The 21,159-nt window shown below is 43.3% G+C and carries 18 protein-coding genes; 8 read left to right on the top strand and 10 right to left on the bottom strand.

Going from position 1 to position 21,159, the window contains the following annotated elements; genetic code table 11:
- Positions 1 to 77 precede the first annotated feature (77 nt).
- From BFI01S_RS14635 to rpmH, 10 genes are all read right to left on the bottom strand, one after another.
- Complete coding sequence (locus BFI01S_RS14635; protein ID WP_061793274.1) at positions 78 to 923, bottom strand: ParB/RepB/Spo0J family partition protein; 846 nt, start codon at positions 921 to 923, stop codon at positions 78 to 80.
- A complete protein-coding gene (locus BFI01S_RS14630) occupies positions 916 to 1,677 on the bottom strand; it encodes a ParA family protein (protein WP_061793273.1) in 762 nt (253 codons plus the stop codon). Before BFI01S_RS14630 ends, BFI01S_RS14635 begins: the two co-directional genes overlap by 8 nt.
- Before the next feature lie 212 nt (positions 1,678 to 1,889).
- Positions 1,890 to 2,771: a nucleoid occlusion protein gene (gene noc / locus BFI01S_RS14625; protein WP_061793272.1), complete on the bottom strand. Its 882-nt coding sequence runs from the start codon at positions 2,769 to 2,771 to the stop codon at positions 1,890 to 1,892.
- 140 nt (positions 2,772 to 2,911) lie between these two features.
- A complete protein-coding gene (gene rsmG / locus BFI01S_RS14620; protein ID WP_061793271.1) occupies positions 2,912 to 3,628 on the bottom strand; it encodes a 16S rRNA (guanine(527)-N(7))-methyltransferase RsmG in 717 nt (238 codons plus the stop codon).
- Between the two features lie 42 nt (positions 3,629 to 3,670).
- On the bottom strand, positions 3,671 to 5,560 hold the full coding sequence (gene mnmG, locus BFI01S_RS14615) for a tRNA uridine-5-carboxymethylaminomethyl(34) synthesis enzyme MnmG (protein WP_061793270.1): 1,890 nt from the start codon (positions 5,558 to 5,560) through the stop codon (positions 3,671 to 3,673).
- A gap of 94 nt (positions 5,561 to 5,654) precedes the next feature.
- Positions 5,655 to 7,040 (bottom strand): tRNA uridine-5-carboxymethylaminomethyl(34) synthesis GTPase MnmE, encoded by a 1,386-nt coding sequence (gene mnmE / locus BFI01S_RS14610; RefSeq protein ID WP_061793269.1) that lies wholly within the window; start codon positions 7,038 to 7,040, stop codon positions 5,655 to 5,657.
- Positions 7,041 to 7,472: 432 nt separating this feature from the next.
- Entirely contained in the window at positions 7,473 to 8,099 is a 627-nt protein-coding gene (jag, locus tag BFI01S_RS14605) for an RNA-binding cell elongation regulator Jag/EloR (protein ID WP_061793268.1), read from the bottom strand.
- Positions 8,096 to 8,881 (bottom strand): YidC family membrane integrase SpoIIIJ, encoded by a 786-nt coding sequence (gene spoIIIJ / locus BFI01S_RS14600; protein WP_061793267.1) that lies wholly within the window; start codon positions 8,879 to 8,881, stop codon positions 8,096 to 8,098. The genes jag and spoIIIJ overlap by 4 nt, the downstream gene beginning before the upstream one ends.
- A gap of 141 nt (positions 8,882 to 9,022) precedes the next feature.
- Complete coding sequence (gene rnpA / locus BFI01S_RS14595; RefSeq protein ID WP_061793282.1) at positions 9,023 to 9,388, bottom strand: ribonuclease P protein component; 366 nt, start codon at positions 9,386 to 9,388, stop codon at positions 9,023 to 9,025.
- A 140-nt stretch (positions 9,389 to 9,528) separates the two neighbouring features.
- On the bottom strand, positions 9,529 to 9,663 hold the full coding sequence (rpmH, locus tag BFI01S_RS14590; protein ID WP_019382473.1) for a 50S ribosomal protein L34: 135 nt from the start codon (positions 9,661 to 9,663) through the stop codon (positions 9,529 to 9,531).
- A gap of 907 nt (positions 9,664 to 10,570) precedes the next feature.
- Between rpmH and dnaA the strand changes: the two genes are divergently transcribed.
- From dnaA to BFI01S_RS14550, 8 genes are all read left to right on the top strand, one after another.
- On the top strand, positions 10,571 to 11,917 hold the full coding sequence (dnaA, locus tag BFI01S_RS14585) for a chromosomal replication initiator protein DnaA (RefSeq protein ID WP_061793266.1): 1,347 nt from the start codon (positions 10,571 to 10,573) through the stop codon (positions 11,915 to 11,917).
- Positions 11,918 to 12,092: 175 nt separating this feature from the next.
- Positions 12,093 to 13,229 (top strand): DNA polymerase III subunit beta, encoded by a 1,137-nt coding sequence (dnaN, locus tag BFI01S_RS14580; RefSeq protein WP_061793265.1) that lies wholly within the window; start codon positions 12,093 to 12,095, stop codon positions 13,227 to 13,229.
- Between the two features lie 200 nt (positions 13,230 to 13,429).
- On the top strand, positions 13,430 to 13,657 hold the full coding sequence (gene yaaA, locus BFI01S_RS14575) for a S4 domain-containing protein YaaA (RefSeq protein WP_411814597.1): 228 nt from the start codon (positions 13,430 to 13,432) through the stop codon (positions 13,655 to 13,657).
- 41 nt (positions 13,658 to 13,698) lie between these two features.
- Positions 13,699 to 14,817, top strand: coding sequence for a DNA replication/repair protein RecF (recF, locus tag BFI01S_RS14570; RefSeq protein ID WP_061793264.1), 1,119 nt, complete (start codon positions 13,699 to 13,701; stop codon positions 14,815 to 14,817).
- A gap of 9 nt (positions 14,818 to 14,826) precedes the next feature.
- A complete protein-coding gene (gene remB, locus BFI01S_RS14565; protein WP_061793263.1) occupies positions 14,827 to 15,075 on the top strand; it encodes an extracellular matrix regulator RemB in 249 nt (82 codons plus the stop codon).
- A 121-nt stretch (positions 15,076 to 15,196) separates the two neighbouring features.
- Entirely contained in the window at positions 15,197 to 17,119 is a 1,923-nt protein-coding gene (gene gyrB / locus BFI01S_RS14560) for a DNA topoisomerase (ATP-hydrolyzing) subunit B (protein ID WP_061793262.1), read from the top strand.
- 141 nt (positions 17,120 to 17,260) lie between these two features.
- Positions 17,261 to 19,786, top strand: coding sequence for a DNA gyrase subunit A (gyrA, locus tag BFI01S_RS14555; protein WP_061793261.1), 2,526 nt, complete (start codon positions 17,261 to 17,263; stop codon positions 19,784 to 19,786).
- Positions 19,787 to 19,882: 96 nt separating this feature from the next.
- A complete protein-coding gene (locus BFI01S_RS14550) occupies positions 19,883 to 20,953 on the top strand; it encodes an HD-GYP domain-containing protein (protein ID WP_061793260.1) in 1,071 nt (356 codons plus the stop codon).
- Positions 20,954 to 21,159 lie beyond the last annotated feature (206 nt).

Below are 21,159 nucleotides of genomic sequence, written 5' to 3'. Positions count from 1 at the left end.
CTATTAAAATTACCACGAAAGGTCTTAGCCTACAATCTTTTTTTATACTGAAAAAAATAAACCATCATTAAGATGGCTTACGAATGGGTTTCTAAAAGCTCCATAATGCGTTCCAAATCTTCTTTTGAGAAAAATTCAATCTCAATTTTCCCTTTGTTTTTGGACTGTTTAATATGGACTGTGGTTCCGAACCGTTCCCTGAGGGAGGATTCGCGTTCCTTAATGAAAATATCCTTAGACACTGCCGGCTTTTTCGTTTCACGTGAAACATCGTTCAGCTGCTGAATCAGCTGTTCAAGCTGGCGGACATTTAAGCCGTCTTTAACCGTTTTTTCAACGAGCGCCTGCAGCTTTTCTTTTTTACGCAGCCCCAGTAATGCTCTTCCATGCCCCATGGAAATTTTGCCTTCTGAAATCAGTCCTTGAATGGTCGGAGGCAGGGATAAAAGCCTGATATGATTCGCAATATGCGGCCTGCTTTTTCCCAGGCGCTTGGCCAATTCCTCCTGTGTCACCTTGAGCTTCTCCATCAACAGCTGGTATGCAGCCGCTTCTTCAATCGGCGTTAAGTCTTCACGCTGCAGATTCTCAAGAACCGCGAGCTCCATCATCTGCTGTTCAGTCAGTTCCCTTACAACGACTGGAACCCTCTCAAGATTTGCTTCTTTTGCTGCCCGGTAGCGGCGCTCCCCGACTACAATCTCAAAGCCCTTGATGCTTTTGCGGACAATGATCGGCTGCAGAATTCCATGTTCAAGGATGGATTGCTTCAGCTCCTCGATGGCTTCCTTTTCAAACACCTTGCGCGGCTGATAAGGGTTTGGACGAATGTCCTTTATTTTTACTTCCTGTACGGTTTCTTCTTTTTCGGTTTCAATATTATTGAAAAAAGCATTCAGACCTTTTCCTAAACCTTTAGCCATTAGAAACCACTTCCTTTGCCAGTTCTAAATATACTTCAGCTCCGCGTGACTTCGGATCATAAGTAATAATAGGTTCTCCATGGCTCGGAGCCTCTCCCAGCCGCACATTGCGGGGAATAATTGTTTTATAGACTTTATCCTGAAAATACTTTTTCACTTCTTCAATGACCTGAATGCCGAGATTTGTACGGGCATCAAGCATTGTCAGCAGAACGCCTTCGATTTTCAGATCATGGTTCAGATGCTTCTGCACAAGGCGGACTGTATTCAGAAGCTGACTCAGACCTTCCAGCGCATAGTACTCGCACTGCACGGGTATGATTACGGCATCCGAAGCAGTCAGCGAGTTAATGGTCAGTAATCCAAGGGAAGGAGGACAGTCGATAATCACATAATCAAAGTTTGCCTTTACTTCCTCAAGAGCCCTCTTTAATCTTACTTCCCGTGAGATCGTCGGCACCAGTTCAATTTCTGCGCCTGCCAGCTGAATAGTTGCCGGGATGGTGTATAAATTCTCTACCGAAGTGGGTTTTATGACCTTTGATGCTTCCACATCATCCACCAGGACATCATAAATGCAATGATCGACATCCGCTTTTTCAATGCCGATTCCGCTTGTGGCATTGCCCTGCGGATCAATGTCGACCAGCAGCACTTTCTTGCCTATGTATGCCAGGCATGCGCCAAGATTGACGGAAGTGGTCGTTTTGCCGACTCCGCCTTTCTGGTTCGCAATGGCTAAAATCTTGCCCACAGTGTCACCTGCTTTCATCTATCAGTAATCCAATCTATCTATCTGCGAATTAATTTGTATCGTTAAATCACGTAGTCTATTTTATCACGAAAAACAGGGCAGAATAATTTTTTTGTAAAAAATAAGAAGATTCTAATAGTCTTTTTATCGTCCTTCAAAAAAACGCGAAAAATAAAACAGGGAGCCCCCGCTTTATATTTCGCGTCAAAAAATTATTTCTTTTTAGGAATCTTGATCGTGATTTGATAAAACTCATCAAATTCTTCTTCTTCCGAATCAAGATTAATGCCGCTGTCAGAAACCATGGATAGAGATTGCCTGATCGTGTTGACCGCAATTCTCATATCTTTGCTGAAGGCCTTCCGCTTCGGCTTCGGCTTTGGATTTTTCTGTTCGAGAATTTTGACAACCCGGTCTTCCGTCTGCTTTACATTCAGATTCTTTTCCACAATCTCCTGCAGCAGGGTGACCTGTTTCTCCGGGTCCTTCAGCGGGATGAGCGAACGGGCATGCCGCTCTGTGATTGATTTGTTTAGCAATGCATCCTGGACAGGCTGCGGCAATTTCAGCAGCCGAAGCTTGTTGGCAACCGTTGACTGGCCTTTTCCAAGGCGCTGTGCCAATGCCTCCTGTGTCAGGCTATGCAGCTCTAAAAGCTTTCCGTAGGCAACAGCTTCTTCGATCGGTGATAATTCTTCCCTTTGAAGATTTTCAATTAACGCTACTGAAGCCGTTTCGGTATCGCTAAGATTTTTGACAATAGCAGGAGCTTCTTCCCAGCCCAGTTTTTTCATGGCCCGGTATCTGCGTTCACCGGCTATGATTTCAAACTGGCCATCCTCAAATTCCCGTACGACGATCGGCTGGATGATTCCATGTGTATGAATCGTCCGGGAAAGCTCTTCTATTTTTTCATCATCAAATACCGTTCTTGGCTGGAAACGGTTGGGGACGATCTGATCAATAGGAATTTTCTTAACTTCTTCTCTGTCGCTTAAGTCTTCAATAACCAGCTGTTCTTCTGCTGGCTTTTCCGCTGTAACTTGTTCTCCCTTTTCGCCTAGGCCAAAAAAGCGTGAGAAAGAATGCTTCATCACCCTGCACCACCTTTACGAAACTCCCTATAACATATTCTCTATCATCATGACAAATCCTGCCGGATATCAGCAATAATAATATCTGGAAAAATCGAAACGTTTACACCATTATGTCATACAATGGCAAATTGCGCACCCTATTCAATTGGTGTTTTATTTGGTGTCCCCGGCTTTCGCGGGTACTTTTTAGGAGTGTTCTTTTCTTTTTTTATGATTAAGATATTGCGCTCACTTTCTTCCTCTGGGAGAGTGAACGTGTGGGAATCCACGAGTTTTCCGCCCAGAACCGTGACTGCCTTTTTGCCGGCATCCAGTTCTTCCTTTGCACTTGCGCCCTTCATGGCCACAAATGTGCCGCCTGTTTTAGCCAGAGGCAGACATAGCTCGCTTAAAACGGATAATCTGGCAACAGCTCTTGCTGTCACCACATCAAAAGACTCACGGTATTCCTTGTTCTGGCCAAAGGTTTCCGCACGGTCATGGATAAAGCGGACATTCTCGAGCTCCAGCTTCTTCGCCAAATGCTCCAGAAAACCGATGCGTTTATTAAGCGAGTCAACGATCGTAATATGTAAGCCCGGAAATGCAATTTTAATCGGAATGCTCGGGAAGCCTGCCCCTGCACCGACATCACAGACCTTTAGCGGCTTGCTGAAATCAAAGTAAAAAGCCGCGCTGATGGAGTCATAGAAGTGCTTTAAATAAACATCTTCCTTTTCCGTGATGGCTGTTAAATTCATTTTTTCATTCCATTCCACCAGTGTGGAGTAATAGGTCTCATATTGCTGCAATTGCTGTGGCGAAAGGGCAATCCCCTTCGCCGCCAACATTTCAGTAAATTGTTCGGTATTCATTTATAAATCCTTTCCGTTCTCTGACATTATCGGATTTTCCTCTTACTCAGCTGAAACCCGTGCAATTCTCCCCTGCTCTAAATAAACAAGCAAAATGGAGATATCTGCAGGATTAACTCCGGAAATTCGCGAAGCCTGTGCAAGAGATAACGGTCTTACTTCCTTCAGCTTTTGTCTTGCTTCGGAAGCCAGCCCGTTAATATCATCATAATCGATGTTTTCAGGGATCTTTTTGTTTTCCATCTTCTTCAGCCGCTCTACCTGCTGAAGGGACTTTTCAATATAGCCTTCATACTTAATCTGGATCTCCACCTGCTCGGTTACATCGGGATCAAGCGCAGTTTCAGCCGGAGCCAGCTGTTTGATATGCTCATATGTCATTTCAGGACGCTTCAGCAGATCTGAGGCGCGGATGCCGTCTTTCAGCTCGCTTCCGCCCTGGCTTTTGATCAGCTCCTGCACATCAGAAGACGGCTTGATGATGATGCCTTGCAGACGTGCTTTCTCGTCTTCTATTGCCTGCTTTTTCAGCTGGAATTTTTCATAGCGTTCTTCACTGATCAGTCCGACTTTGCGGCCAAGCTCTGTTAAACGCAGATCTGCATTATCATGGCGAAGCAGCAGACGGTATTCCGCTCTTGAAGTTAATAGACGGTAAGGCTCGTTCGTGCCTTTGGTTACAAGGTCATCAATCAGGACGCCAATATAGGCATCTGAACGGCTTAAAATGACTTCTTCCTTATCCAGCGATTTCAATCCGGCATTCATGCCTGCCATTAATCCCTGGCCGGCAGCTTCTTCATAGCCGGATGTTCCGTTAATCTGGCCGGCCGTATAGAGATTTTTCACCTTTTTGGTTTCCAGTGTCGGCCATAATTGCGTTGGGACGATGGAATCATATTCAATCGCATAGCCGGCACGCATCATCTGTACCTTTTCAAGTCCAGGGATGGTTCTGAGAATCTGCTGCTGCACATCCTCAGGCAAGCTTGTTGAAAGCCCCTGCACGTATACTTCCTGAGTATTGCGGCCTTCAGGCTCAAGGAAAATCTGATGACGCGGCTTATCGTTAAAGCGGACAACTTTATCCTCAATTGACGGGCAATAGCGCGGACCAGTTCCTTTGATCATGCCGGAATACATAGGCGAGCGATGCAGATTATTGTCGATCAAAGTATGTGTTTCTTCATTGGTGTATGTCAGCCAGCAAGGGAGCTGATCTGTAATATACTTGGTTGTTTCATAGGAAAAAGCTCTGGGCACATCATCGCCAGGCTGGATTTCCGTTTTGCTGTAATCAATGGTATGGCTGTTGACGCGCGGCGGTGTTCCAGTTTTAAAACGGACGAGATCAAAGCCAAGCTCCTGCAGATGCTCTGAGAGCTTAATGGATGGCTGCTGGTTATTAGGGCCGCTTGAGTACTTCAGTTCACCAAGGATGATTTCCCCTCTTAAGAAGGTTCCTGTCGTAATGACGACCGCTTTTGAATGATACACGGCCCCTGTCTGGGTGACGACGCCCCTGCATTCTCCATCTTCTACAATCAGCTCTTCAACCATTCCCTGAATAAGCGTCAGGTTCCGTTCGTTTTCCAGTGTTTTTTTCATTTCATGCTGATACGTGAACTTATCGGCCTGTGCTCTTAAAGCACGGACAGCAGGGCCTTTTCCTGTGTTCAGCATACGCATCTGAATATGGGTTTTATCAATGTTCTTGCCCATTTCTCCGCCAAGGGCATCGATTTCCCTTACGACGATTCCTTTTGCAGGTCCCCCGACTGAAGGGTTGCAGGGCATAAAGGCTACCATATCCAGGTTGATTGTGATCATTAATGTCTTTGCGCCGAGACGGGCCGAAGCAAGGCCTGCTTCCACACCCGCATGTCCGGCTCCGACAACTATGACATCATAACTTCCAGCTTCATATGTCATGATGCGGCCTCCTTTGCTGCAATCCTAAGAGCACAGTCCAAGCTTTTTAAAAAGCAAGGGTGCTTTAGCCCGTAAGATTGCAAAAGTAAAATATCTATTTTCCTAAACAGAACTGCGAGAATAACTGGTCGATCAGGCTTTCATGGACACTGTCGCCAATAATTTCACCAAGCAGCTCCCATGTTCTTGTCAAATCAATCTGCACAATATCAATCGGCGTTCCCATCTCAACACCCTGCATCGCTTCATCAATGGCATTTTGCGCCTGATTCAATAGAGCAATATGGCGGGTATTGGAGACATACGTCATATCCCCGGCTTCAATGGAGCCTGCAAAGAATAAAGAGGCAATGGCTTCCTCAAGATCGTCGACTCCCTGGTCCTCCAATAAAGAGGTCGTAACCAGTCTATGATGCTTTGAAAGCTCGCGGACACGATTCATGTCGATTTTTTGATCAAGGTCGGTTTTATTGACAATCACAATGACATCCATGCCTTCGACCGCTTTAAATATATTTTCGTCCTCAGACGTCAATTCATCCGAGTAATTGAGCACTAGCAAAATTAAATCTGCTTCCTTTAATACCTGCCTCGATTTTTCGACACCGATCCGTTCTACGATATCTTCCGTTTCGCGAATGCCGGCTGTATCCACCAGACGGAGCGGCACTCCTCTGACATTCACATATTCTTCAATAACATCCCGGGTGGTGCCCGGTATATCCGTCACAATCGCTTTATTTTCGTGAACAAGGCTATTCAATAAGGAAGATTTCCCAACGTTTGGCCGTCCGACGATGACCGTGGAAAGTCCTTCACGCAGTATTTTCCCCTGCTGTGAGGTTTGAAGAAGCTTTTCGATTTCTTTTTTAACATAAGCAGCCTTCTCCATCAGCATATGATGGGTCATTTCCTCGACATCATCGTATTCCGGATAGTCGATATTGACTTCTACATGAGCCAAAATCTCCAGAATTTCCTGCCGAAGCTTCTGAATAAGCTTTGACAGCCTTCCTTCCATCTGGCCAAGTGCCACGTTCATAGCACGGTCCGTCTTGGCGCGAATTAGATCCATGACCGCTTCTGCCTGTGATAAATCAATACGTCCGTTCAAGAAAGCACGCTTTGTAAATTCACCCGGCTCTGCCAGCCGTGCACCATTATTCAGCAAAAGCTGCAGCACGCGATTCACGGAAACCAGTCCGCCATGGCAGTTGATTTCGATGACATCTTCCTTCGTAAAAGTTTTCGGTCCCTTCATGGCTGAAACCATCACTTCTTCAGCAATCTGTTCGGTTTTCGGATCAACAATATGCCCATAATGAATGGTATGGGACGCCACATTCTTTAGCCGCTTTCCTCCTGCCCCTCTGAAAAGACGGTCCGCAATTTCAAATGCCTGATCCCCGCTCAGGCGGACAATGGCAATGGCTCCTTCCCCCATTGGAGTAGATATCGCAGCGATTGTATCGAATTCCACTTTATTCACCTCTCTTGTCTTTCCTTCTTCAATCTATATAAAAACTGAATACTGCTTTCGATTCCCCAAATTAATAGAATATCACATGGCTTTTTTTTAGAAAAGCTTAACAGCCCGCATTTCCGGCTTGTCCATCAGTTCAGCATGATACTTATCAACATCCCGCTTTCCAGCAGCCAGCGAAAAAATTATCCACACGTCTCATAATTAATATGCTCTATTTTAACTTATCCACATGTGAATAACAATAAAACCAATTGAGTTTTAATAATTTGCGGGTCTTTGACAAAGACCGACAAAAAATCCCAATCCGGAATGGATTGGGATTTTTCAAAATGAGCAATTTTTATGTTTTGGTCATTGATAATGTCCAGCTGCAGCGCCTGCCCCCTCGAGGTGTCGGGGGTGGGCAAGGCGCTGCAGCTTTTCCTGCTATCTGGTTCTGGCTGGTGCAATGACGATATGGCGGTGCGGGTCATTGCCATCAGAATATGTCTTGATTCGCTTATTGTTTACGAGAGCGGTATGGATCACTTTGCGTTCATAGGAAGGCATTGGTTCCAGCGCAATTTCTTTTCCCGTCTTCAAAGCTTTTTGAGCAAGCCTTTCAGCCAGTTGAATCAGGGTATCCTGGCGTCTTTTCCGGTAATCCTCTGCATCGACCACCACATTTAAGTACTGCTCGGCATAGAGGTTGATGACCAGCTGTGTCAAATACTGGAGGGAATTGAGCGTTTGCCCTCTTTTTCCGATTAAAAGAGCAATCTTTTCGCCGGATAAGATAAATTGAACATTTTTTCCTTCCCGTAATGTTTCAATTTCGATGGGCACGCCCATTTTTGCACTGACATCTTTAAGGAATTTTTCCGCTTCCTCAATCGGATCAGGCTTTTTCACAGCTTTCACCACTGCCGGCCGGGATCCGAAAATCCCGAATACGCCTTTTTTACCTTCATCAACAATAGTAATCTCTAAGCGGTCTTCTGTTGTGTTTAATTGAGCTAAAGCTGACTCTACTGCTTCCTTGACGGTCTGTCCTGTAGCAGTTACTTGTTTCACTTTTTGGCTCCTCCTGCATTTCCGGCCGCTGCAGCTTTCAGGTCCGGACCTTTAATGAAATACGTTTGAATGATCATGAAAATATTACCCACTACCCAGTATAAAGAAAGAGCTGCCGGGAAGTTAATGGCAAAAACAACGATCATAATCGGCATTAGATAAAGCATCATTTTCATTTGTGCAGCCATTTGCCCTGTGTGCTCAGTGCCGGCCATCATCATTTTCTGCTGAATGAATGTTGTCACACCTGCAATTAAAGGCAATAGGTAAATTGGATCCGGAGAACCAAGGTCAAACCAAAGGAAATTATGGTTTGCAATTTCGCGCGTACGTGTAATCGCATGGTAGAAACCGATCAGGATCGGCATTTGGACGATTAACGGGAAACAGCCGGCAAGCGGGTTAACGCCATGCTTTTGGAATAAAGCCATTGTTTCCTGCTGCAGCTTCTGCTGTGTTTTCTGGTCTTTCGAGCTGTATTTTTCACGAAGCTTCTGCATTTCTGGCTGAATCGCCTGCATCGCTTTTGAACTTCTCGTTTGTTTAATCATTAACGGCAGGATAACCAGACGGATAATGATCGTCACAATGATGATCGATAGTCCATAGCTGCCGCCTGCAAATTCCGCTACCTTAATAATAAACAGTGAAAGCGGGTAGACAATATACTCGTTCCAAAAGCCTTTGCTTTCAGACGTAATCGGCTGGTTGATTTCTGTACAGCCCGATAAAAGGGCCATCACAAACACTAAACCGATTAATAGGAATATTCGTTTCTTCAACCGTTTTTTCCTCCTTAATTGCTCCTGATAATAGTATGGATTTCATTTGCTAATCCCCCGGACAGAGGGACACGCTCATATGTATCTTATTTTAACATCTTTTAAAATGAAGTGCTTCATAATAAAGATAGATAACGATTATTAGTTTTTAGTATTTCCAAGTCCCGGTTTATTCAAAACCCGCGAAACCTTCAATACGTGGATCAGACTCTTTTTCACTTCATGAAAATCCATTTCTGCCACCGGTTTCCTCGCAATGACGATCAGATCATATTGCGGCTTTATTTCTTCCTCCAGTTCTAAAAATGCCTGGCGGATATACCTTTTGATCTGGTTCCTCATGACGGCATTGCCGATTTTTTTGCTGACAGAAAGCCCGAAGCGAAAATGATTCTGCTCCTCTTTTCTCAAGATGTAAACGACAAATTGGCGGTTGGCGAATGACTTTCCCTTTTTAAAGGCCTCTTGAAATTCTTTATTCTTTTTTACACGGAACTCTTTTTTCATGTCATCACCTATTTCGAAAAGCACAAGCGCCCTGGTCAGACCCTGCATCTTGAGGGGGCCGGCTGCTTGCGCTAGACAGTTATCTAACTTTAATTAAGTTATCTTTACATGGAAAAAAAGACCACTGACGTTTCAGTGGCCTAAGCAGATAATACTTTTCTTCCTTTGCGGCGGCGGCGGGCTAGAACGTTACGTCCGTTCGGAGAGCTCATGCGGCTGCGGAAACCATGAACCTTGCTTCTTTTACGCTTGTTTGGCTGATAAGTTCTTTTCATATATGACACCTCCCTGAGGAATTGCTGTTAAAGACAGTCTTTCTAATTATATAGATGTAACTAGAAAATTGTCAACTATGCATATAAGTCAATCTGCCTTCAATGGCAAAAATATTCGTTTTGGCTCTTTCTTTCATAAATTGCTTATAAAGTTAGTCCGTTGAGATTTAATAAAAAAACAACGTACGACAATATAAAAAAATTCTTTGCTGCTCTTTCTCTTTTTGCATATCTGAAAGAACCCACTCAGAAAGTTTACCTTCTTTTCGCCTGAATGTCATCCTAAAATTTCATTTTTCCACGTTTTTCTCATTTCTCCATTTGTAAAAGCTTTTCTTGGAGACTCCCGGACGGCGGGATGTTCCGTCCGCTAAAAAGGGCCATTACACTCCAAGTCCATTGGAATTGAATTCCCCCAAAAACAGGGCTGTGGATAAATTTTCGACAAGTTTTTTATTATCCACATCACATATTGACAGGTTTTTCACACAACCAGAGGCTGTGGACAATTTTTATGAACAGGGATGGGCATGTTGTGGATAAGGGTTTAAAAAGCATTGCAGTCCAAAGCATTATCTGTTATCATAATTGTGTTTTCACACTTAATAAATCATTGTGTATATCTTCATTATCCACAGATTGTGGATAACATGTGGACAGTTTATCCAAGGGGTTTGTAAAAGTTTGTCCACAGACAGTGGATACTGTCGAAATTCCACTTTACTTCCTTATTATATGGTTTTCCACATAAACAGTTTCGTATATTTATAAACTTCAGGGTTATACAGCGTGTATAACCTATCGTTTTTGTGGCGCGAAACAAAGAAAAAGCAGGGGTGTCCACCGAAAGGCACCGGAGCTTGAATGTATTTAAATATCAAATTTAGATGGAAAAGGAGGGATATCATTGGAAAACATTGCGGATCTTTGGAATAACGCTCTGGCCAATATCGAGAAAAAAATCAGCAAGCCCAGTTTTGATACATGGCTGAAATCGACAAAGGCGCATTCTCTGCAGGGAGACACTTTAGTCGTTAAGGCCCCGAATGAGTTTGCCCGTGACTGGCTTGAAGAGCGTTATTCCCAGCTGATCTCCGGAATTCTTTATGACATTACCGGTGAAGAATTAGGAGTGAAATTCATCATTCCTCAAAATCAGAGTGAAGAAGAAGTCGATCTTCCTCTTCCGCCAAAAAAGAAAAAGCCGGAGGAAGAACATCAGGAACTGCCTTTAACGATGCTGAACCCAAAGTATACATTCGACACGTTTGTCATCGGATCCGGAAACCGCTTCGCCCATGCAGCTTCACTTGCTGTAGCAGAGGCTCCGGCGAAGGCATACAATCCTTTATTTATTTACGGGGGAGTTGGACTCGGAAAAACTCACCTTATGCACGCAATCGGCCATTATGTATTAGATCATAATCCATCAGCTAAAGTCGTATACTTATCTTCCGAGAAATTTACGAACGAATTTATTAACTCGATCCGAGATAACAAAGCGGGCGATTTCCGCGATAAATATCGAAATGTGGATGTTCTTCTTATCGATGATATTCAGTTTTTGGCTGGAAAAGAACAGACGCAGGAGGAATTTTTCCATACTTTTAATACATTGCATGAAGAAAGCAAGCAGATCATTATCTCAAGTGACCGTCCTCCAAAAGAAATACCGACACTGGAAGACCGTCTCCGCTCCAGATTTGAATGGGGATTAATTACTGATATTACGCCTCCCGACCTTGAAACGCGTATAGCCATTCTGCGCAAAAAGGCCAAAGCGGAGGGACTTGATATTCCTAATGAGGTTATGCTTTACATTGCCAATCAGATTGACTCCAACATCCGTGAGCTTGAGGGTGCTCTGATTCGTGTAGTAGCTTATTCCTCTTTAATAAATAAAGATATTAATGCCGACCTTGCAGCAGAAGCATTAAAGGATATTATTCCAAGCTCCAAGCCGAAGGTCATTACCATCCATGAAATCCAAAGGGTGGTTGGGGAACATTTTAATGTAAAGCTTGAGGATTTTAAGGCGAAGAAACGGACAAAGTCTGTCGCATTTCCCCGTCAGATTGCCATGTACTTGTCCAGGGAATTAACCGACTTTTCACTGCCTAAAATAGGGGAGGAATTTGGCGGAAGGGACCATACGACCGTCATTCATGCCCATGAAAAAATATCAAAGATGCTTCAGTCTGATTCACAATTTGAAAAGCAGCTGAAAGAAATCAATGAACTGCTCAAGGTATAATGTGTATAACTTGACCTGACTTACGCACAGTCTGTCCACATGTGGATAGGCTGTGTTTCCTTTCAAAAAATGCAGTTATCCACATACTAACAGGCCCTACTAGTACTTCTACTATTTTTTTATAAAAAAATATATATTCAATACGCCATTAAAATATACTTGGAGGATTTAAAAAATGAGATTTATAATCCAGCGCGACCAGTTGGTCCAAAGCGTCCAGGATGTTATGAAAGCTGTAACAAGCAGAACGACTATTCCCATCTTAACGGGAATTAAAATCGTCGCTTCTGAAGAAGGGGTTACCTTAACGGGAAGCGACTCTGATATTTCCATTGAATCTTTTATTCCTAAAGAAGAAGACGGAAATGAAATTGTCGAGATCAAACAGCCTGGTGCCATCGTGCTCCAAGCGAAGTTCTTCAGTGAAATCGTTAAAAAGCTTCCGACTGACAGTGTGGAAATAAGCGTGGAAAACCATTTGCAGACAGTCATCCGCTCAGGTAAATCCGAATTCAATCTTAATGGCCTGGATGCTGAGGAATATCCGCACTTGCCTCAGATTGAGGAAGAAAAAATGTTTAAAATCCCTACGGACTTATTAAAAGCAATGGTTCGCCAAACCGTTTTTGCAGTGTCCACCTCAGAAACACGCCCTATCTTGACAGGTGTAAACTGGAAGGTGGGAAACGGGACATTAACCTGTATTGCAACAGATAGCCACAGATTGGCTTTAAGAAAAGCGCAGATTGAAACAACTGCCAGCGAAAGCTACAATGTGGTCATTCCGGGGAAAAGCTTAAGTGAATTAAGCAAAATTCTGGATGACAACAATGATTTAATCGATATCGTTATTACTGAAAACCAGGTTCTCTTTAAAGCTGAGCATCTGCTGTTCTTCTCTAGGCTGCTCGAAGGAAATTATCCGGATACATCCAGGCTGATCCCTTCAGACAGCAAAACAGATGTGGTCGTCAATACAAAAGAATTCCTGCAGGCTATTGACCGTGCCTCTTTACTTGCAAAAGAAGGCCGAAACAATGTGGTCAAGCTTTCTACAATTGATGGCGGAGTAATCGAAATTTCATCCAACACTCCGGAAGTCGGAAAAGTAGTCGAAGAAGTGCAGAGCAAATCCGTAGAAGGCGAAGAATTAAAAATCTCCTTCAGCGCGAAATTCATGATGGATGCCCTAAAAGCACTGGAAGGCTCTGAAATAACAATCAGCTTCACCGGCGCCATGAGACCATTCATCATCAAACCGTTAAACGATGAATCGATACTCCAATTGATTCTGCCAGTTAGAACTTATTAAGAAAAGCTGCCGGCTGAGCCGGCGGCTTACTTTTTTGCTGCCGGAATATTGGCCAATTGCAGGGGAATAATGAAAATAACGGGCTGTAGTCGACTTTTCTTTGTGTATCTGAGATTTATTTAGTAAAATAGAATATTAGATACCATTCTGAAATTGTTTTGCCAAAGTGCAGAAAAAACTGCAGCACTGGAAGTCGGACAATGGGAAAGAGTGAAAATATGACGGAAATTCAAATTGATACAGAATATATTACGCTAGGCCAATTTTTAAAAGCCGCTGATGTGATTCAAACAGGCGGAATGGCCAAATGGTTCCTGAGTGAATACGAAGTCTTCATCAACGGCGAGCAGGATCAAAGACGGGGAAGAAAGCTAAGAACCGGGGATAAAATCGAAATTCCGGATGTCGGTGAATTTACGATCGTCTAAACGCCGTTTTTAGCGTTAATATTTTAAAGGATGTAGCGTCTATGCATATAGAGCAGTTGCTGTTAAAGAACTACCGGAATTACGAAGAGCTTGAAGTCAATTTCGAAAATAAAGTGAATGTAATTTTGGGAGAGAATGCCCAGGGAAAGACAAATGTCATGGAATCAATCTATGTGCTGGCAATGGCAAAGTCCCATCGGACATCAAATGACAAAGATCTTATTCGCTGGGATCAGGAATATGCTAAAATAGAGGGAAGGGTTCAAAAAAGGCAAGGATCCCTGCCCATGCAATTAGTCATCAGCAAAAAAGGCAAAAAAGCCAAATGCAATCATATAGAGCAGCAGAAATTAAGCCAGTATGTCGGCAATATGAATGTTGTGATGTTCGCGCCTGAAGATCTCCATCTTGTGAAAGGGAGCCCTCAAGTAAGGCGTCGTTTTATTGATATGGAGATTGGGCAGGTTTCACCTGTCTATTTGCATGATATCAGCCAGTATCAGAAAATCCTCCAGCAGCGCAACCACTATCTGAAAATGCTCCAGATCAAAAAGCAGACCGACCATACCATGCTTGAGATTTTAACAGAGCAATTCATTGAAATGGCAGCAAAGATTGTTTTAAAGCGTTATGAGTTCCTCAGACTCCTCGAGAATTGGGCACAGCCGATCCATGAAGGAATTTCAAGAGGGCTTGAGACCTTGAAAATTGAGTACAAGCCTTCTGCTGAGGTATCAGAAGAACAAGATTTGTCGAAAATGGTTAAAGTATACCAGGATAAATTCGAAAAGGTGAAAAACAGGGAAATAGACCGCGGCGTCACTATGTTTGGACCGCATCGGGATGACCTGATTTTTCATGTGAATGGGCGAGATGTGCAGACATTCGGTTCACAGGGCCAGCAAAGAACGACGGCTCTTTCGGTCAAGCTTGCTGAAATCGAACTGATCCATTCTGAGATTGGAGAATATCCGATTCTGCTGCTGGATGACGTCCTCTCGGAATTGGATGATTATCGCCAATCCCATTTATTGAATACCATTCAAGGAAAAGTACAGACGTTTGTCACTACTACAAGCGTTGATGGGATAGACCACCAGACACTTAAAGAAGCAGCAGCGTTCAGTGTGGAGTCAGGGAGAATCAAGAAGATTCAGTGAGGTGATCGCATGTATATCCATATAGGTGAAGATGTGCTGGTCCGGGCAAGGGATATTGTCGCTATTATTGATAAAGAAACAGTCCTTGCTTCCGAGTATGCAAAAGAGCATAAAGAGCACCGGGAGGAGTCAGTTGTGAACCTCGCGAAAGGTTCCTATAAATCTGTGGTCGTCACAACAGAAAAGATCTATTTTTCTCCGCTATCCTCAGGTACGTTAAAAAAACGATCCCATAAATCAAGTGTTCATGAATTTTAGAGACATGCCGAATCCATTATGGAAAGAGGCAAGTCAGGTGAAAATTATAGTTTGGATTATTTCAAATGCCAGGCTTTTTTATAGAATAGTGAAATAGAAAGTGCAGGTGACCGATGTGGCAATGGAGCAAAAGGCAGTGCAGGAACAATCCTATGATGAGAATCAGATACAGGTACTGGAAGGTCTGGAAGCGGTTCGGAAGCGTCCGGGAATGTATATCGGTTCAACAAGTGCCAAAGGGCTTCACCATCTTGTTTGGGAAATAGTCGATAATAGTATTGATGAAGCATTGGCAGGCTATTGTACTGAAATCAATGTGATTATCGAGAAGGATAATAGTATTACGGTAGTGGATAACGGACGTGGTATACCAGTCGGAATCCATGAAAAAATGGGACGCCCGGCAGTTGAAGTCATTATGACGGTTCTTCATGCAGGAGGTAAGTTCGGAGGCGGCGGATACAAGGTTTCCGGAGGCTTGCATGGTGTTGGTGCTTCTGTAGTTAATGCCCTATCAACTGAACTTGAAGTATTTGTTCATCGTGACGGCAAGAAATATTATCAGAAATTTGAGCGCGGCGTTCCAAGTGCTGATCTTGAAGTGATTGGGGAAGCCGATCACACAGGAACAACGATTCACTTTAAGCCGGACGGTGAAATCTTTACTGAAACGCTTGAATATGATTATGAAACACTTGCAAACCGCATTCGTGAGCTGGCTTTCCTGAACAGAGGATTGACCATCACGATTGAGGATAAACGTGAAGAAAATAAGAAAAATGAATACATGTACGAAGGCGGCATTAAATCGTACGTTGAACATTTGAATAGAACGAAAGAAGTTCTCCATGAAGAACCAATTTTTATTGAGGGAGAACGTGAAGGCATTACAGTTGAAGTCTCCATACAGTATAATGATGGCTACACAAGCAATATTTATTCTTTTGCCAATAACATTAATACGTATGAAGGCGGAACACATGAATCAGGGTTTAAAACTGCTCTAACAAGAGTCATTAATGATTACGCCAGAAAAAGCGGTTTATTCAAAGATAATGATGCTAACCTTTCTGGGGAAGACGTCCGTGAAGGTTTAACGGCGATTGTATCTGTTAAGCATCCCGACCCGCAGTTTGAGGGACAGACTAAAACGAAGCTTGGCAACTCCGAGGTGCGAACTGCAACCGATACGATTTTTGCGGAAGCTCTTGAGAAGTTCCTGCTGGAAAATCCGTCGGTAGCCAAGAAAATTGTAGAAAAGGGATTAATGGCTGCACGAGCCAGACTGGCAGCAAAGAAAGCCCGTGAACTGACCAGAAGAAAGAGTGCTTTGGAAGTATCAAGCCTGCCGGGGAAACTGGCCGACTGCTCATCTAAAGATGCTTCCATATCGGAACTTTACATCGTTGAGGGTGACTCTGCCGGCGGCTCAGCCAAACAGGGGCGCGACCGTCACTTCCAGGCAATCCTGCCGTTAAGAGGGAAAATCCTTAACGTTGAAAAAGCCCGTCTGGATCGAATTCTTTCCAACAATGAAGTGCGGGCTATGATTACTGCAGCCGGTACAGGGATAGGCGAAGATTTTGATATTTCAAAAGCCAGATATCATAAGATTGTGATCATGACGGATGCCGATGTGGATGGCGCCCATATTCGAACATTATTATTAACCTTCTTCTACCGTTATATGAGACAAATTTTAGAAGCGGGCTATATTTACATTGCGCAGCCGCCGCTTTATAAAGTACAGCAGGGCAAGAAGATTGAATATGCCTATAATGAACGCCAGCTTGAAGAAGTCATGAGCACCATGTCCAGCCAGCCTAAGCCGAATGTTCAGCGCTATAAGGGTCTGGGGGAGATGAATCCTGGCCAGCTGTGGGAGACAACGATGAATCCCGAAACACGAACACTGCTTCAGGTGAGCCTTGAGGATGCCATTGAAGCAGATGAAACGTTTGAAATATTAATGGGCGATAAAGTGGAACCCCGCCGAAACTTCATTGAAGAAAACGCCCAATATGTAAAAAACTTAGATATATGATCAAAAGCCAGGATAGGATGACTATCCTGCTTTTACATAAGAAAGCGTCACTTTCTGAGTACAGCGATAATCTAATAAATGTTTTACAAATTAAGAGGCTATGGGTAAATTCCAAGTCCCTTAAAAAGGGAGGTTCTTTATATGGCTGATACGCCAAGGTCCCAAATAAAAGAAATTAACATTAGCCAGGAAATGCGTTCATCATTCCTGGACTATGCCATGAGTGTAATTGTTTCACGTGCCCTTCCGGATGTGCGTGATGGCTTAAAGCCGGTGCATCGCCGCATTCTTTATGCGATGCACGATCTCGGCATGCATTCAGATAAGCCTTATAAGAAATCAGCACGTATCGTCGGAGATGTAATTGGTAAGTATCATCCGCATGGTGACTCTGCTGTTTATGAAACAATGGTGCGTATGGCACAGGACTTTAACTATCGATACATGCTGGTTGATGGACACGGAAACTTCGGTTCAGTGGATGGCGACTCTGCAGCTGCCATGCGTTATACAGAAGCACGTATGTCCAAAATATCAATGGAGCTTTTACGGGATATCAATAAAGACACCATTGATTATCAGGATAACTATGATGGGGAAGAAAAGGAGCCGGTTGTACTGCCTGCCCGTTTCCCTAATTTGCTGGTCAATGGAACGTCAGGAATCGCTGTCGGGATGGCCACTAATATTCCTCCCCACCAGCTTGGTGAAGTAATTGATGGGGTTCTGGCGATAAGCAAAGACCCTGAAATGACTATTCCGGAACTAATGGATATCATCCCTGGGCCGGACTTTCCGACTGCCGGAATGATTTTAGGAAGAACCGGAATCCGCAAAGCCTATGAAACCGGCCGCGGTTCAATTACTTTGCGCGCTAAAGTAGAGATTGAAGAAAAAGCTAATGGCAAAGAGACCATTCTCGTACATGAAATTCCATATCAGGTTAACAAAGCAAAGCTGATTGAAAAAATTGCGGAACTTGTCAGAGATAAGAAAATTGATGGTATTACCGACCTGCGTGATGAATCTGACCGTAATGGAATGCGAATTGTCATTGAAGTCAGAAGAGACGCAAATGCAAGTGTATTATTAAATAATCTCTATAAACAAACTGCCCTCCAGACAAGCTTTGGAATTAATCTTCTGGCATTGGTGGATGGACAGCCTAAGGTTCTGAATTTAAAGCAGTGTCTTGAGTATTATTTAGAACATCAAAAGGTTGTTATACGCCGGAGGACACAGTTTGAATTAAGAAAAGCAGAAGCCCGCGCACATATTTTAGAAGGCTTAAGGATCGCCCTTGATCATCTTGATGAGGTTATTAGTCTGATCCGCAGCTCACAGACAACGGATATTGCACGAGAAGGCTTAATGACCAAATTCAATCTTTCCGAAAAACAGGCTCAGGCTATCCTGGACATGCGTCTGCAGCGTCTGACAGGCTTGGAGCGTGAAAAGATTGAAGAAGAATATGCAAATCTTGTAGCCCTTATAGCGGAATTAAAAGCTATTTTGGCTGATGAAGAAAAAGTACTGGAAATCATCCGTGAAGAATTGACTGAGATTAAGGAAAGATTCAACGATAAACGCCGGACTGAAATTGTCGCAGGCGGCATCGAAAATATTGAAGACGAAGACCTGATCCCACGCGAGAATATTGTTCTGACGCTAACTCATAAGGGATACATCAAGCGTCTTCCAGTCTCGACTTACCGTGCCCAAAAGCGTGGAGGGCGGGGAATCCAGGGAATGGGAACAAATGAGGATGATTTTGTGGAACACCTCATTACCACATCCACACACGATACCATTCTTTTCTTTACGAACAAAGGAAAGGTTTATCGCGCTAAAGGATATGAAATACCTGAATTCAACCGTACTGCGAAGGGGATTCCAATCATTAACCTTCTTGGAGTGGACAAAGATGAATGGGTAAATGCGATCATTCCTGTTGAAGAATTTGCCGATGATTGGTTCCTGTTCTTTACCACTAAACAGGGGATTTCCAAGCGTTCACCATTATCATCCTTTGCCAATATCCGCAATAATGGCTTAATTGCTTTAAATCTGCGTGAAGATGATGAATTAATTTCAGTGCGTCTGACAGATGGCAGCAAGGAAATCATTATCGGAACCAGCCATGGCATGCTGATCCGATTCCCTGAAGAAGATGTTCGTTCGATGGGAAGAACGGCAACTGGTGTTAAGGGAATTAACTTAAGCAGTGATGATGAAGTCGTTGGCATGGAAGTTCTTGAGGATGACAGCCAAGTTCTGATTGTAACCAAAAACGGCTATGGAAAACGTACTCCAGCCGAAGAATACCGTGTTCAGGGCAGAGGCGGTAAAGGAATCAAGACCTGCAACATCACGGATAAGAACGGAAGCCTTGTTTCCATGAAAGCTGTCACAGGGGAAGAAGACGTTATGCTTATTACAACAGGCGGCGTACTAATCCGTATGGCAGTCAGTGATATTTCCACCATGGGAAGAAACACGCAGGGTGTCAGACTCATCCGCATAAATGAAGAGGCAGGCGAAGCGGTATCGACTGTAGCCAGAGTTGAAAAAGAAGAGGAAAAAGATGACGAAGAATTAACAAAGCCTCTTGAAGATGCCGATTCACTTCCAGAAGAAGAAGTAACTGGCGATAATAGCGAAGAATAACTGCAATAAATTTTGAGGGACACAGATTTGTGTTCCTTTTTTTTGCCCAAATAAAGTAAAATAGTAAAAAAGACTCATATTTGGAGTGTGGAAACAGTGCGTGTACCCATACAGGAATTAAGAGAAGGCTGTATTTTATCCGAAGATGTTTTCAGTTTGACGAATCGCCCTATTATCAGTCAAAAAACAGTGCTGACAAAGGAATTGCTGGATATTATGAAAATATTTCTGATTGAGGAAGCAGAAGTTGAAACTACCATGGTCAGCGGGAAGTCAATGACTTCTGCCGGGAACATGGATGAAGCCGAAGAGGAAGTGGAATCAAATTATATTAGTACATTTCTAAATGGCGTTCAACATTTCAAAAGGGAATTCACATCCTGGCAATCAGGCCTTCCGGTGGATATCGCCAAAATAAGAAACATTATGATTCCGCTGATTGAAAAAATGGAGAAAAATCCCTCCATTATCTTTTCGCTGCATCATCTTTCTACAAATGAAGATTATTTATACCAGCATTCAGTAGCAGTGGGAATGATCAGCGCATTTATAGGAAAAAAACTGAATTTAAATAAGGGAGAAGTTGTGCAGCTTGCCCTGGGAGGGTGCCTGGCTGATGCTGGCATGGCTAAAATAAACCCGTCCATTCTGCACAAAAGCACTGCATTGAACTCCGAGGAGTTTGAAGAAATTAAAAAGCATTCGACCCTCAGCTTTAAAATGGTTCAAAATATCTCATTGTTAAGAGAAAGCACTAAGATCGGCATTATTCAGCATCATGAGCGTTTGGACGGCAGTGGTTATCCGTTTGGAGAACAAAGCAGCAAAATCAATCAGGCTGGACGAATCATCGCTGCTGCAGATGCATTTCATGCCATGACTTCCCAAAGGCTCTACAGAAGGAAACAATCTCCGTTCAAAGTGCTTGAAATGCTGATACAGGACAGCTTCGGTAAATTTGATATTCCATCCATCCAGGCGCTGGGCTCCGGCATCATGACTTTTTCCATTGGCAGCCTGGTGAAACTCTCTGACGGCCAGACTGCAGAAATTCTTTTTATAGGAGATAAATCACCCACGAGACCACTTGTGAAACTCTTAGAAACCGGCGATATTATTCATTTAGAGAAAAACCGCCAGATATTTATTGATGAGATATTAAAATGACGGCATCCCGCGGTCATTTTTTTATTTAATTTCTTCACTAAAAAAAAAGATTAAGTTTCTATTAAAAAGTACTTGCAATTAATAGAGAAGAGCTGGTATACTAATTCAAGTCAGCAAGAGAGAAACAACATCAAATTGATGAGAAAAAAACTTGTTGACATTGATTATCAGAAATGATATATTAATTAAGTCGCCTAAAGCGGCGG

The sequence above is a fragment of the Cytobacillus firmus NBRC 15306 genome, assembly GCF_001591465.1.
Lineage (GTDB): Bacteria > Bacillota > Bacilli > Bacillales > Cytobacillaceae > Cytobacillus > Cytobacillus firmus.
The sequence above is the reverse complement of the archived record's forward strand: the minus strand, read 5'-3'. Positions and strand labels throughout refer to the sequence as shown.

Coding starts and splice junctions, on each gene's coding strand:
- gyrB (WP_061793262.1), top strand. CDS start 15,197: ATGGAGCAAAAGGCAGTGCAGGAACAATCCTATGATGAGAATCAGATA.
- yaaA (WP_411814597.1), top strand. CDS start 13,430: ATGGGAAAGAGTGAAAATATGACGGAAATTCAAATTGATACAGAATAT.
- dnaN (WP_061793265.1), top strand. CDS start 12,093: ATGAGATTTATAATCCAGCGCGACCAGTTGGTCCAAAGCGTCCAGGAT.
- rnpA (WP_061793282.1), bottom strand. CDS start 9,388: ATGAAAAAAGAGTTCCGTGTAAAAAAGAATAAAGAATTTCAAGAGGCC.
- recF (WP_061793264.1), top strand. CDS start 13,699: ATGCATATAGAGCAGTTGCTGTTAAAGAACTACCGGAATTACGAAGAG.
- rsmG (WP_061793271.1), bottom strand. CDS start 3,628: ATGAATACCGAACAATTTACTGAAATGTTGGCGGCGAAGGGGATTGCC.
- BFI01S_RS14635 (WP_061793274.1), bottom strand. CDS start 923: ATGGCTAAAGGTTTAGGAAAAGGTCTGAATGCTTTTTTCAATAATATT.
- mnmG (WP_061793270.1), bottom strand. CDS start 5,560: ATGACATATGAAGCTGGAAGTTATGATGTCATAGTTGTCGGAGCCGGA.
- rpmH (WP_019382473.1), bottom strand. CDS start 9,663: ATGAAAAGAACTTATCAGCCAAACAAGCGTAAAAGAAGCAAGGTTCAT.
- gyrA (WP_061793261.1), top strand. CDS start 17,261: ATGGCTGATACGCCAAGGTCCCAAATAAAAGAAATTAACATTAGCCAG.
- remB (WP_061793263.1), top strand. CDS start 14,827: ATGTATATCCATATAGGTGAAGATGTGCTGGTCCGGGCAAGGGATATT.
- noc (WP_061793272.1), bottom strand. CDS start 2,771: ATGAAGCATTCTTTCTCACGCTTTTTTGGCCTAGGCGAAAAGGGAGAA.